This window comes from Pseudomonas asplenii, assembly GCF_900105475.1.
In the GTDB taxonomy this organism is placed as follows: domain Bacteria; phylum Pseudomonadota; class Gammaproteobacteria; order Pseudomonadales; family Pseudomonadaceae; genus Aquipseudomonas; species Aquipseudomonas asplenii.
Window position 1 is genome coordinate 3,127,861 of record NZ_LT629777.1, and the last position, 12,338, is coordinate 3,140,198.

The following is a 12,338-nucleotide window of genomic DNA, read 5'->3' on the forward strand; positions in this document are numbered from 1 at the left end:
CAAGGCCTACTGAACGCCTGGAAGCCACGCAAAAAGCGGCCTTGTGCCGCTTTTTGCGTTTCTGGATTCTGCTGGAATCCATCTCCCGCCACGGTTTCAAGTACACATTCAAGTACGCCGCTGGCACCGCCTTGAGCCGTTTGCAGTCATGTCGCCAGAGAGCGGTTTCACGCCGCTCACCGCGATGGTTGCCGTTCGAACTGTGCGCGTAGCCACTTGCTGCTTGAATCCTCCCAATGTTCTACAACGGCTGTGCGGGCTGTTTCAACGTCACGGCTGCGCAGACACACGATCAAGTGCTCATGGTCGGCGACGCTTGGCTTGGGGTCCTCATCGCAGGATTGTTGCGACGGCAACTCTGCGCCCCCGGCGGCCTTCGGCAAAGTCTGCCGGGGCGGGCCTGTTAAACGGTGGTTTGTACCCAGTGACCCTCTGTTTTACCCGTTTATGCACGGCTTCATGGTGGTGTAATAAATCCATGAGGAGGCGATGCCAGGCACACGGCAGCGGCTTACGCCGTCATGACCTCATTACTCATTCAGGACCGCCTTCATGAGCTTTTTTCGCCCCAGGTACATGACCTTCGACTGCTACGGCACGCTGACCCCTTTCAAAACCGCAGCCCTGACGTGCGAGCTGTTTGCCGATGGCGTACCGGTTGAGCGAATGGAGCCGTTCATCAAGGACCAGGCGGCCTATCGCTTTAGTCTCAGGTCACGTCTGACCCCTATGGATACCTAGAACATGCCAGCACCTTTAATTTCCGTGCAAACCTGCGCCGACCTGCCGGCGCAGGCCGATGTGGTCGTGATCGGCGGCGGCATCATCGGCTCATTTACCGCCTATTACCTGGCCAGGCGCGGCATGAAGGTCGCGTTGGTTGAAAAGGGCCGCATAGGCGCCGAGCAATCAAGCCGTAACTGGGGGTGGTGCCGTCAGCAGAACCGCGATGCGCGTGAGTTGCCGATGGCCACCAAAAGCCTGGAACTGTGGGAGCAGTTCGCCAAGCAAACCGGTGAAGATACCGGTTTTACGCGGTGCGGCTTGCTCTACCTGAGCAACAACGATCAGGAACTGGAAGGGTGGGCGCGCTGGGGCGAGTTTGCGCGCACGGTCAATGTCCCGACCCAGATGCTCACCGCCGAACAAGCCGCCGAGCGCGGCAAGGCAACCGGCAAACCCTGGAAAGGCGGGGTGTTCGCACCCACCGACGGTATCGCCTTCCCCTCCCATGCGGCACCGGCCGTCGCGCGCGCGATTATGGCGCTGGGCAGCAGCGTGCATCAGGATTGCGCGGTGCGTGGCGTGGAGACCGAAGGCGGTCGATTGTCGGCGGTGGTGACCGAAAAAGGCACCATTCGTACCAGGATCGCGGTGCTTGCCGCAGGCGCCTGGGCATCGTCGTTCTGTCGCCAGTACGGTATTCGTTTTCCGCAGGCGACGATTCGTCAGACCGTACTTTCGGTCACGGCCCCCAGCCAGGAACTTCCCAGTGCTCTGCACACCACGAGCGCGTCCATGACCCGTCGCTCCGACGGCGGCTACACGCTGGCGATCAGCGGCCGCGGCCGGGTCGACATCACCCCGCAGTTGCTGGGTTTTTCCATGCAATTTCTGCCGATGTTTCAACGCCGCTGGCGCAACCTTGCACCTGGTGGCCTGGATGGCTGGCGTGCCGGCCACGAAAGCTGGAAGCGCTGGCGTCTTGACCAGCCCACGCCGATGGAAAAAATGCGAATTCTCGATCCTGCCGCTGACGCCTCGACCGTTGCCTTGACCTATAAGCGCGCGGTGGAACTGATGCCCGCGTTGAGCGGCACGTCGATCAAGGCGGCCTGGGCCGGTTATGTCGACAGTACCCCGGATGGTGTTCCAGGCATCGGTGAGATGGCCAGCCTGCCTGGGCTGGTACTGGCGGCCGGGTTCAGTGGACATGGCTTCGGTATCGGTCCCGGTGCGGGCCATCTGATTGCCGATATCGTCAGCGGCATGACCCCCATCGTGGACCCACTGCCCTATCATCCGGACCGTTTTCAAATGTCCGCTTGGGGCAAAGTGGCAGATTTTTGAGCTGAAGCCGAGGCCGTTGCGTGCAGGCCATTGCCGCATGCAACGGCCTTTGTACTCTATCGACCAAAGCCAACGATGGCCTTGGTTTCCAGAAACTCTTCAAAGCCATGCACGCCGTACTCGCGGCCATTACCCGAACGTTTGTAACCACCGAAGGGCGCCATCGGGTCCCAGGCGGGATAGTTCAGGTGCACTTGCCCTGCGCGAATACGCGAAGCGACGGCACGGGCAAGCGCCAGATCCTGTGTCTGGACATGGGCGCCGAGCCCATACACGGTATCGTTGGCGATGGCGACCGCTTCATCCAGCGTCTCATAGGCAATGATGCACAGCACCGGGCCAAAGATTTCCTCCTGGGCAATGCGCATGGTGCTGCTCACTTCGGAAAAAACGGTCGGCCGGGTATAGAAGCCGGTGTCAAAACCGGACGCCCGTCCGGGACCACCGCAGACCAGTTTGGCGCCTTCGTCGAGGCCTGCCTGGATCATCGCCTGGACGCGATTGAACTGGGCTTCGTTGGCAATCGGGCCCAACTGGGTGGCTTCCGATTGCGGGTCGCCGACGATGAGTGCATTCGCCGTGGCGGCAGCCAGGGCTTCGACCTCGGCCAGGCGGCTTTTGGGCACGATCATGCGGGTTGGCGCACTGCACGATTGCCCTACGTTGCGAAACGCCGACATCACTCCCAGCGGCACGGCTTTGGCGAAGTCGGCATCAGGCAGCATTACATTCGGGGACTTGCCCCCCAGCTCCTGGGTGACGCGTTTCACCGTCGGGGCGGCGGCTTGTGCAACCAGCGCGCCTGCACGGTTGGAGCCGGTGATTGAAATCATGTCGATATCCGGGTGTGCCGCCATGGCGGCACCGACCTCGGCCCCACTGCCGTTCACCAGGTTGAACACGCCGGGCGGCAGGCCGGCGTCATGCACCAGTTGGGCAAACAGCAGGGCGCTCAGCGGTGACAGTTCGCTGGGTTTCAATACCACGGTGCAACCGGCGGCGATGGCCGGGGCCACTTTCGCGGTGATTTGATACAGCGGCCAGTTCCACGGTGTGATAAGACCGCACACGCCGATAGGCTCGCGCTCGATTGCGGTGCTGCCTTCAAGGGTCTGGAAGCGATAAGTGGACAGCAGGTCACGGGCAACCCGGACATGTTCGGCCGCCAGCGGCACTTGCATCGCTCGCGCGAAGCTGATGGCCGCGCCCATTTCCAGGCTGAGCGCCTGCGCAAGCTGCTCTTTGCGCTCGATGATCAGTTCGTGGATTTTTCCCAGCACCTGCGCTCTTGACTCGGCAGGGGTCGCAGACCAACCGGCCAACGCCGCCCGTGCGGCAGCCACGGCCCGGTCGACATCCTCGGCAGACCCGCACGCCACCTGGGCAACCACCTTTTCACTGGCCGGATTGACCACCGGCAAACTGGCCGAAATGGCCGGGTTCACCCAGCGGCCATCGATGTAAAACTGCTGAGACGTTTGCGGATCAAGGCTGTCGTTGATCGATGTGTGTGTGGTCATCCAACTGGCTCCCTGGAGCGTAAATAGGCGTTGCGTACAGCACGGCCCGATGTATCGCTAACCTAGCAAAAGGTGCCAGCCCAAAGATGCCGTTCTTCAACCCTGCAAGGGATAATCTGCTGAATCTGGCCGTTAGCCGATGGCTTGCGTCACCAGCGCAAACTGGTTGATGCCGTCGCTGGGTTGCGGCGGCATACCCCGCACCATCCGTGGCGCTTTATCCACGCACGGCAGTCCCAGGCTCTCCAGCCATTCGGCCAACCCGCACTCGGTGGGGATGTCGAAGCGCACGAAGGCGCCGGGGATCGACTGCAGCAGATGGGTAATCAACTGTCGGGCCTGGTCCTGGTCTTGTGCAACCACGGGGCCAATAAGATGACCACGACCAAATCGGCGCAGCAGGGCGCATCCTTTGAGGTGTCCTTCTACCTCTATGCCGACCACCTGCTCGGCCGCCGGCAGCAGGTCATTGAGTACCCCGGTGCGGTCCAGGCCGCTGCCGGCTTTGGCCAGTTCGATCACCTTCGGATAATCGGCCGGGCTCAATACGCGACACGCTGTGTGAGGTGTCGAGGGGATGGGCGCAGGCGCCTGCGGCACGCCCTGATGTTGCTGGATGCGTGCAAACTCGACGAAACCCATGCTGATGTACAACGGCGCACCTGACTCGGTGGCATTGAGGAGGGGCGTGCGCGGGGCCACGGCATCCAGGCACAGGTTCATCAGGCGGCGTCCGATACCTTTGCCCTGGTGCTGATCACTCACGATCACCAGACCAATCGAAGAATAGGCCCCCTGATGGCAGGCGAACGCGACGCCTACCAAGGCACCGTCATGTTCGGCGACGAAGCCTTCGGACGTGCGCTGTACCATGGCCCAGTCTTCCTCGCGGTGAGGCCATTTCAGGTGCATGGAGAGTGCGTGGGCAGCAGGCATGTCGGCGGCGCTGACCTTGCGATACACGTATGGGTGGCTCATATCAGTTTTCCTGTAGTGGGGAGGTTGGCAGTGACCATCGAGGGTTGGGTAAACCGCCGGATATCGAACGGACTGATCAAGGTGCTGGTGCTCCCGGTACTGATCAGTTCGGCCATCACATCCCCCACGCCCGGGCCTAGCTGGAAGCCGTGGCCGCAAAAACCGAAGGCATAAAACAGCCCGTCCACGCTGCCGCTGGGGCCCATGACCGGCAGGGAATCGGGGGTGTAGCTTTCGATGCCGCTCCACACGCGGATGATGTTCAGTTTCTCGGCCCCCGGTAGCAGGCGCTTCATCTGACGCATCTGGTTGAGCAGGCTTTCGGGTTTGAAATACGCCCGTCGGTTGACCATGTCCGGCGTGCAGCGGTTGCCGCCGCCGATGATGATGTTGCCGCGCGGGATCTGACGGAAGTAGATGACCTCTTCCTTGATTTTGGTGAACACGCCGATCACGGTGGGCAAGGCATAGGGCACCGGTTCAGTGACCGACATCTGCGGGCCGTTGGGCTCCAGCGGCACCGGTTCGCCAAAGCGCTCGGACAAGCGGGCGGCCCAGGCGCCGGCAGTAATCAACAGTTGCTCTGCGGCGAACAGTTGTCCGTCGGTGGTGGTGACGTGGAACAGGCCATTGACCTTTTCCACGTCCGCGACTTCGGTTTTTTCCTCGATTCGTGCGCCGAGGCGCCGGGCGGCGCGGGCAAACGCTGGTGCGGCCAGGCGGGGGTTGGCATGGCCGTCATGGGGCGCATAGGAGCCGCCTCGCACCTCTGAGCCGAGGAAACCGAAGCGTCGGTGCAACTCGGCGCCGCGATAGATTTTCAGGTCCAGTTGCGCGGCTTCCGGCGCGGCGGCGTAGGCTTCGAGTTCGGCGATTTCATCATCGCGATAACACACGCGCATGTGGCCGCTGGGGATAAATTCCAGGTCATCGTCGATCAGTTCCGGCAGGCGTTTCCATAGCGCCCACGAACGATTGGCCAGTTCCAGTTGCCCCAGGTAGCGGCCTTGGCGGCGTACGTTGCCGAAATTGACACCGCTGGCGTACTGGCCGATCTGGTCGCGTTCCAGCAGGGTGACCGAGCAACCGCGTCGGCGCAGGAAAAACGCCGACGATGCGCCCATGATGCCGCCGCCGATGATCAGCACGTCGCTTTTTTGCGGGATCATGAAGGTTGCTCCTGGGCGACACGGGCCACCGCTTCGATTTCGATCAGGTAACCATGATGCAGCACCGGCACGGGCACCACGGCGCGCGCCGGTTTATGTTCACCCAGGTAGCGCGCGTAAATCTGATCGAAGGCGGGCCAGTGTTCTATCCCGACGACGTACACCGTCACTTTGAGCAGGTCACGCTGACTCAGGCCCGCTTCACCGAGGATCGCCATCAGGTTATCCAGGGCAATCGAAGCCTGAACCTCGAACGGCTCACCGTTGCTGTGCTCGCCATTGGCGCGTACCGGCAGTTGTCCTGACACATACAACACGCCCCCGTGTGCGACCGCCTGGGCATAGTGCCCGCCCGGTGGTGCCGCGTGGGGGCTGAAAATCGAGTGGATGTGATTACCAGCCATGCAGGCGACTCCAGGTGTGGACCGTGCCATCGGCATCCACGGCATGATAGTCCGGGAACTGCGCGCCGGTGGCACAGGCATGGTTGGGCAGGATGCGCAGCCGACTGCCGATGGGAAAACGTGTGGCAAGCGCTTCACCTTGGGCAGCCTCCATGCTGATGATGCCGTGTTCCTGATTGGCTCCGGTGACCAGCGCTCCGTCGATCCAGGCGCCCGCTTCGGTACACACTTGGCCATAACCGAAGTCCTGGCGCTGGCGTTGCGTGCCGCGGTCACGGCTCATGGCCATCCAGCCGGCGTCGGTGATGATCCAGCCTTTGTCCTGCTGATGGCCGATGACCGTGGTCAGTACACTCAGCGCCAACTCGTCGGCCTGGCACACGCCAATGTTGCGCATGACCAGGTCGAAGAACACATACACGCCCGCACGTACTTCGGTGACGCCCGCAAGGTTCAGCGCCGAGAGGGCGGTGGGGGTTGAGCCGATACTGACCTCGGGGCACGCCAGCCCGATGGCGCGGATGTTTTCTGCGGCGCTTACGCAGAGCATGCGTTCCTGTTCCGCCAGCGCCTGCAGGGGTTCAAGGCTGTCCAACTCGTAACTGGAGCCGGCGTGGGTCATCACGCCGCGCAGTTGCAGGCCGCCGCCGTCGAGGATACGCGCGACGTCGAGCAGTGCAGGGGCTTGCGCGGCCAGGCCGGAACGATGGCCGTCACAATCGATTTCAATCCATACCTCGAAGCGCTCGTCGTGCAGGCGTGCGAACGCGACGATGGCCTCGGCCCCTGCAACGCTGTCGGTCAGCAGGCTGAGGTTGCAGCCTTTACGTCTCAGGGCCAGGGCCTGGGGGAGTTTGCCCGGTACCATGGCAACGGCATAGAACACATCGGCGATGCCGGCGGCGAAGCAATGCTCGGCTTCTTTAAGGGTGGAAACCGTGACGCCGCTGGCGCCTGCGGCCATTTGTGCGTGGATCACCGGCAGGCATTTGCTGGTCTTGATGTGCGGGCGCAAACGTACGCCCAGGTCTTTCATGCGCTGTTGCATTCGCTGGATGTTGCGCTGCATTCGGGGGATATCGACGAGGGCGGCAGGTGTGTCGAGGCAAGCAATCGGCGTGGACATGGCAGAACTCGCAGGGCTGGGGACAGGCTGCACTCTACTCAGCGGTCTTTAACTTGTGGTTAAATCAAAGCGAATCAATCATTAAGTAAAACTGAATGATTTCTATCGAAGACCTGCGTCTGGCTGTCGCCTTGTCCCGCTCCGAATCATTGAGTGCCGCTGCCAGGACCCTGAATGTCTCGCCGCCGGCGCTCTCCATGCGCCTGCGCAAACTGGAAACATTGCTGGGGCTGACCCTGGCCAATCGTGATGCCCGGCGGCTCAGCCTTACGGCCGATGGTGAGCGGTTCTCGCGAGAAAGTGCGCTGTTGCTGGAGCAGTTGGAGGCGCTGCCGGATTCGTTCAGGCGAAAGGACGAGACGCTGACGGGCACCTTGAGATTGGCGGCGCCATTTGGTTTTGGTCGCCAGCGCATCGCACCACTGTTGGCGCGGTTTGCCAAAATGCATCCACAACTGCGCCTGCATCTGGATTTGCGCGAGACGCCCTGGCCTGATCGTCATGACAGCGATGCGGTGATTCACATCGGTCATCTCAATGACAGCCTGTGGACCGCGCGGCCACTCACGCCAAACGAGCGCTGGTTGTGCGCCAGCCCGGCCTATCTGCAAGTGCACGGTGTGCCTTCCTCGCCGGAGCAGTTGGTCTCCCATCGCTGCATTTGCATCCGCGAAAATGATGAAGACGTCACGCTGTGGCACCTGCGCAAGGGCCAGGGCCGCAAGACGCTGCGCGTGGAGCCCGCGTTGTTGAGCAACGACGGCAGCGTTGCCCGGCGCTGGGCCGAGCAAGGCTTGGGGTTGGTGCTGCGTTCGCAGTGGGATGTGAGCGACGCCGTGGCCAACGGCAGCCTGGTGCGCGTGTTGGCCGATTGGAGCTTTGACAGCGCCCCGGTCATCCTGCTGGTGCCGTCGCGCAAACTACGCAGCCCGCGTGTAGAGGCGTTGGTGGCGTTTCTGGAAGAGGCGCTGAAAGCCTGATCGGGCGTTTATTTCACTGCGTAGACCTTGCGTACATAGACCGTGCTGATCCAGGCGCACGGCGCGCCCTTGGCCACGAACACCGTGTCCCCGCGATTGACCGTGACTGCTTGACCCTCGTTGTCTTGCAGGGTGACGCTGCCTTCGAGCAGGTGCATCAATTCATGCAGTTTGTGCGGACGGCCGTGTCGGGCGTAGGGCGTCGAGTCCCAGATGCCGACCCGCAGCTCGGTCACTGCATCGTCGAACAGGTTGAACGCGCGGCACTGTGGAGTGGGTCCGATCAGGATCTGCGGTTCCGGCGCGGCGGAAGGGTTGAGCCGGGTGTGCGGATCGAGTGGGGTCAGACCCGGACAGACGGGGGCATTGGCCTGGTCGACTGCGCAGAAGGCCCATTCGCTGCCTGCGCTCGCCTGCACCGTGAGTCGTGTACCACGGCCGATCACCGCGCTGCTGCCGACATCCAATTGCACTGTCTGGTCTGTGCTGCTGAGCACCACATGCCCTGCGTGAACCACCAGTGTTTCGCTGTGGGGAAAGTCTTCGATCACGGTTTCCCCGCTGAACCGCACAAGTCCTGCAGATACGCCATCGTCGCCCAGCCAGGCGAGTTGACGGGTGTCGCCGAACGGGTCCAGGACGCTCAAGGCGCGGGTGTTGAAGGAAGTGGCAACGTGGCTGCCGTCGGCGCGTGCCAACAGCAGGATACGGGGAGATGACATGGGGGAGTGCTCCAGTAGGAAAATCAGCCGATCGCCTGGGTGATCAAGGCAAAGGGGTGGACGCCTTGGCTGGCCTGGGGCGGTGTGCCCAGGGCCATCTGCGCGACGGTGTCGACGTGCTTGAGGCCGGCGTGTTCGAGCCAGTCGCTGAGGCCGCAGGCGACGGGAATATCGATGCGGACAAAGGCGTCCGGCAGTTGGGCCAGCAATAGAGCGATCAGGTGTTTGGCCTGCTCGATGTTTTCGGCCACTACCGGGCCGATGCAGCGTCCACGCCCAAACGGGCGCAACAGCGCGAAGCCGCGTAGCTGGCCGTCGCGCTCGATACCCACGGCGTGCTCTACCGGCAGGTTGCGCAACACCTCGCGGCGGTCCAGCCCGCTGGCCGCGTTGGCGAGCGCGAGCAGCGCCGTGGGCTCGTTGGCGTCAAGCACGTGGCAGGTTTCGCCCTCGGCCAGCGCCGGCAGTGCGGGTACCCGCACTTGGCCCTGATGTTGTTGCACGTGACCGAACTCGACAAAGCCTTGGCTGGCATACAGTGGCGCACCGGCGAGGGTCGCATTGAGGATCGGCGTGCGTGACTCGCAGGCGGCAATGGCCATTTCCATCAAGCGGCGGCCGATGCCCTGGCCTTGATAATCATTGCTGACGATCACCAGGCCAATGGTGGCGTAGTCGCCTTGGGGGCAGGTGAACGCGCTGCCGATCAGCCGCTCGCCATCCAGCACCACGAACCCCTCACTGACCTGCTGCAACATCGCCCAGTCTTCCAGACGGTGGGGCCATTTGAGTTGCACCGACAGGTCGTGAGCGGCGGGCAGGTCGGCGACGGTCATTGGGCGATAGATATAAGAAGGGTGTGGCAGAGCGGGCATGGCGAACCTCCAGAGAGCGTCGTTTTTCAGCGCGAGGAGGGTTGTATCCCATCTGCTTTAAAGGCTGGCAAGGGGGGCATGGATATTCGGTAGATTCCTCGGACAGCGAGGGGGAGGGGCCACAGTTACTACTTAATTGGGGGGGAGGGGCAGCAGCAAATGCCAGGGGCGTTTTGAGCCCCTCTCAATGACCTGAATAGCGGGCAGGGGTTGGGCTCCCCCCCAGCCAAACTTTCTGCCGCCCACATCCCTCATCCTTGAGCCTCCCGGCCGTAAAAGCCCTGTTAACGCGCACAAACATTGGCCCTGCCCAAGCCTGGCGCGCACCGCAAAGTCTGCTGAGCCCGGTCATCAAAACGGTGGTTTGTATTGAGTGCAGGTCTTTTTAGACGGCATATGCTGATTTCACAGTGGTGTAATGAACTCGTGCTGCAACGAGGCCGGTGCACCGCCAGGGCAGCGAACGCTTGTCACACTCAACGAACTTCAGGACCGCATTCAATGAGCTTTCTTCGTCCCAAATTCATTACGTTCGACTGCTACGGCACGCTGACCAATTTCCATATGGGCACGATGACCCGCGAGCTGTTCGCCGATCGCATCAAGCCTGAACAGATGGACCAGTTCGTCAAGGACTTCTCGGCCTACCGTCTCGACCAGGTCATGGGTGACTGGCGCCCGTACGACGAAATCCTCAAGACCGCCCTGGCCCGTACCTGCAAACGCTGGGGTATCGATTACCGCGAGGAAGGTCAGCTGTATTACGACGCCGTGCCGACCTGGGGTCCCCATGCGGATGTGCCGGCCGGTCTTTCGAAGATTGCCGACAAGATTCCCCTGGTGATTTTTTCCAACGCCATGGACGCACAGATCATGTCCAACGTTGAAAAGCTCGGCGCGCCGTTCCACAAGGTGTTCACCGCTCAGCAGGCCCAGGCCTACAAGCCGCGCCTGGCAGCCTTCGAATTCATGCTCGACAATCTGGGTTGCGGCCCGGAAGACATCTTGCATGTGTCTTCAAGCTTTCGTTATGACCTGATGCCGGCCCATGACATGAAGATCAAAAACAAGGCGTTCGTTGCCCGCGGCCATGAAGTGCCGGGCAATGCCTTCTACGGTTACCAGCAGATCACCGATATCGGTGGGCTGCCGGCGCTGGTCGGTCTGTAACGCACACAAGGGGCAGGACATGGGCAGCGAATCCTATTGGCTCGACACCGCACCGGTGTTTACCGGTGCCCAGTTGGGCGACTTGCCCAGGCAGGTCGATGTGGCGGTGGTCGGCGGCGGATTTACCGGCCTGGCGGCGGCGCGGGCGTTGGCGCTCAAGGGGGCCAGTGTGGTGGTACTCGACGCCGGCCGGGTGATCGGTGAAGCCTCGGGACGCAACGGTGGGCAGTGCAATACCGGCGTCGCCCAGGATTACGCCGGGTTGCACGCCAGCCTCGGTGCGGCCAAGGCGCGTGCCTATTACCAGGCCTATGAAAGTGCCGTGCAAACGGTGGTTTCGCTGGTCGAGCAGGAGGGCATTGCCTGCGACATGGTACGCAACGGCAAGCTCAAGCTCGCCGCCAAGCCGATGCATTACGAAGGCCTGGCCCGCACCTGTGAGCTGATCCGCCAGGAGGTGGATGCCAACGTCGAATTGCTCAGCGCTGAACAGACCCATGCGGAAGTCAACTCGACGCAGTTCCATGGCGGCTTGCTGCAACGCAACGGCGTGCAGATGCATGTCGGCCGTTTTGGAGTCGGCTTGGCCGAAGTGGCGGCACGGCGGGGCGCGATGATTTACGAACATACCCAGGTCAAGGACTGGAAGGCCCAGGCTGGCGGCTATCAGGTCAACACCGCCAAGGGCTCGCTGCATGCCGGGCAAGTGTTGCTGGCCACCGGCGCCTGCCAGCATGGCGACCTCGGCTGGTATCGCCGACGTATCGTGCCGGTGGGCAGTTTTGTCATCGCCACCGAAGTCTTGCCCCAGGCGCTGATCGACCAGTTGTTGCCGCAGCGGCGCGCCTATGTGACCAGCCGCATCATCGGCAACTACTTTCGCCTGACCCCGGACAACCGCCTGCTCTTTGGCGGACGTGCGCGGTTTGCCATGTCCGACAGCGTTTCCGATGTCAAAAGCGGCAAGGTGCTGCAAGCGGCGATGCTGAACATGTTCCCGCAATTGGCGGAGGTGAAGATCGACTATTGCTGGGGTGGTCTGGTGGACATGACGTCCGACCGCCTGCCCCGCGCCGGCCAGCAGGGCGGCGTATTCCACTCCATGGGCTACAGCGGCCATGGCGTGCAGATGTCGGTGCACATGGGCCAGGTGATGGCCGAGGTGATGGCCGGTAATGCAGCGGCGAACCCCTGGCGCGAACTGGAGTGGCCGGCGATTCCCGGGCATTTCGGCAAACCCTGGTTCCTGCCGTTTGTGGGCGCCTACTATCGATTCCAGGACTATTTGCACTGAGTTGCCGTTGTTGCGTCACCGTCGTTTGTG

The 12,338-nt window shown here is 62.2% G+C and carries 11 protein-coding genes and 1 pseudogene; 5 read left to right on the forward strand and 7 right to left on the reverse strand.

Translation table 11 applies throughout. The features are described from left to right. Window positions 1–552 precede the first annotated feature (552 nt). Window positions 553–702, forward strand: a pseudogene (locus BLU37_RS14355) (haloacid dehalogenase); the annotation flags it as partial. A gap of 42 nt (window positions 703–744) precedes the next feature. Continuing rightward, entirely contained in the window at window positions 745–2,070 is a 1,326-nt protein-coding gene (locus BLU37_RS14360; protein WP_090205850.1) for an NAD(P)/FAD-dependent oxidoreductase, read from the forward strand. A gap of 56 nt (window positions 2,071–2,126) precedes the next feature. Here the strand turns inward: BLU37_RS14360 and BLU37_RS14365 are convergent, their stop codons facing one another. From BLU37_RS14365 to BLU37_RS14385, 5 genes are all read right to left on the reverse strand, one after another. Continuing rightward, window positions 2,127–3,590 (reverse strand): aldehyde dehydrogenase family protein, encoded by a 1,464-nt coding sequence (locus BLU37_RS14365; protein WP_090205853.1) that lies wholly within the window; start codon window positions 3,588–3,590, stop codon window positions 2,127–2,129. Between the two features lie 132 nt (window positions 3,591–3,722). Then, window positions 3,723–4,568: a GNAT family N-acetyltransferase gene (locus tag BLU37_RS14370; protein WP_090205855.1), complete on the reverse strand. Its 846-nt coding sequence runs from the start codon at window positions 4,566–4,568 to the stop codon at window positions 3,723–3,725. After that, window positions 4,565–5,737, reverse strand: a complete 1,173-nt coding sequence (locus BLU37_RS14375) for an NAD(P)/FAD-dependent oxidoreductase (RefSeq protein WP_010449264.1) — start codon at window positions 5,735–5,737, stop codon at window positions 4,565–4,567. Before BLU37_RS14375 ends, BLU37_RS14370 begins: the two co-directional genes overlap by 4 nt. Beyond that, window positions 5,734–6,141, reverse strand: coding sequence for a RidA family protein (locus BLU37_RS14380; protein WP_090205858.1), 408 nt, complete (start codon window positions 6,139–6,141; stop codon window positions 5,734–5,736). Before BLU37_RS14380 ends, BLU37_RS14375 begins: the two co-directional genes overlap by 4 nt. Continuing rightward, entirely contained in the window at window positions 6,131–7,267 is a 1,137-nt protein-coding gene (locus BLU37_RS14385; protein WP_090205862.1) for a DSD1 family PLP-dependent enzyme, read from the reverse strand. Before BLU37_RS14385 ends, BLU37_RS14380 begins: the two co-directional genes overlap by 11 nt. A gap of 95 nt (window positions 7,268–7,362) precedes the next feature. Between BLU37_RS14385 and BLU37_RS14390 the strand changes: the two genes are divergently transcribed. Then, window positions 7,363–8,247 carry a LysR family transcriptional regulator gene (locus tag BLU37_RS14390; protein WP_090205865.1) on the forward strand — a complete coding sequence of 295 codons (885 nt, stop codon included), beginning with the start codon at window positions 7,363–7,365 and terminating at the stop codon, window positions 8,245–8,247. Between the two features lie 8 nt (window positions 8,248–8,255). On the opposite strand, the gene BLU37_RS14395 is transcribed toward BLU37_RS14390, so the two are convergent. Together BLU37_RS14395 and BLU37_RS14400 are read right to left on the reverse strand one after the other, a co-directional pair. Then, window positions 8,256–8,969: a cupin domain-containing protein gene (locus BLU37_RS14395; RefSeq protein ID WP_090205868.1), complete on the reverse strand. Its 714-nt coding sequence runs from the start codon at window positions 8,967–8,969 to the stop codon at window positions 8,256–8,258. Between the two features lie 23 nt (window positions 8,970–8,992). Beyond that, window positions 8,993–9,844 (reverse strand): GNAT family N-acetyltransferase, encoded by an 852-nt coding sequence (locus BLU37_RS14400; RefSeq protein WP_090205871.1) that lies wholly within the window; start codon window positions 9,842–9,844, stop codon window positions 8,993–8,995. A gap of 501 nt (window positions 9,845–10,345) precedes the next feature. On the opposite strand from BLU37_RS14400, the gene BLU37_RS14405 reads away from it, so the two are divergent. Then, entirely contained in the window at window positions 10,346–11,014 is a 669-nt protein-coding gene (locus BLU37_RS14405; protein WP_010449276.1) for a haloacid dehalogenase type II, read from the forward strand. A gap of 19 nt (window positions 11,015–11,033) precedes the next feature. Further along, entirely contained in the window at window positions 11,034–12,308 is a 1,275-nt protein-coding gene (locus BLU37_RS14410) for an NAD(P)/FAD-dependent oxidoreductase (protein ID WP_090205875.1), read from the forward strand. Window positions 12,309–12,338: the final 30 nt, after the last annotated feature.

Coding starts and splice junctions, on each gene's coding strand:
- BLU37_RS14360 (WP_090205850.1), top strand. CDS start 745: ATGCCAGCACCTTTAATTTCCGTGCAAACCTGCGCCGACCTGCCGGCG.
- BLU37_RS14365 (WP_090205853.1), bottom strand. CDS start 3,590: ATGACCACACACACATCGATCAACGACAGCCTTGATCCGCAAACGTCT.
- BLU37_RS14370 (WP_090205855.1), bottom strand. CDS start 4,568: ATGAGCCACCCATACGTGTATCGCAAGGTCAGCGCCGCCGACATGCCT.
- BLU37_RS14375 (WP_010449264.1), bottom strand. CDS start 5,737: ATGATCCCGCAAAAAAGCGACGTGCTGATCATCGGCGGCGGCATCATG.
- BLU37_RS14380 (WP_090205858.1), bottom strand. CDS start 6,141: ATGGCTGGTAATCACATCCACTCGATTTTCAGCCCCCACGCGGCACCA.
- BLU37_RS14385 (WP_090205862.1), bottom strand. CDS start 7,267: ATGTCCACGCCGATTGCTTGCCTCGACACACCTGCCGCCCTCGTCGAT.
- BLU37_RS14390 (WP_090205865.1), top strand. CDS start 7,363: ATGATTTCTATCGAAGACCTGCGTCTGGCTGTCGCCTTGTCCCGCTCC.
- BLU37_RS14395 (WP_090205868.1), bottom strand. CDS start 8,969: ATGTCATCTCCCCGTATCCTGCTGTTGGCACGCGCCGACGGCAGCCAC.
- BLU37_RS14400 (WP_090205871.1), bottom strand. CDS start 9,844: ATGCCCGCTCTGCCACACCCTTCTTATATCTATCGCCCAATGACCGTC.
- BLU37_RS14405 (WP_010449276.1), top strand. CDS start 10,346: ATGAGCTTTCTTCGTCCCAAATTCATTACGTTCGACTGCTACGGCACG.
- BLU37_RS14410 (WP_090205875.1), top strand. CDS start 11,034: ATGGGCAGCGAATCCTATTGGCTCGACACCGCACCGGTGTTTACCGGT.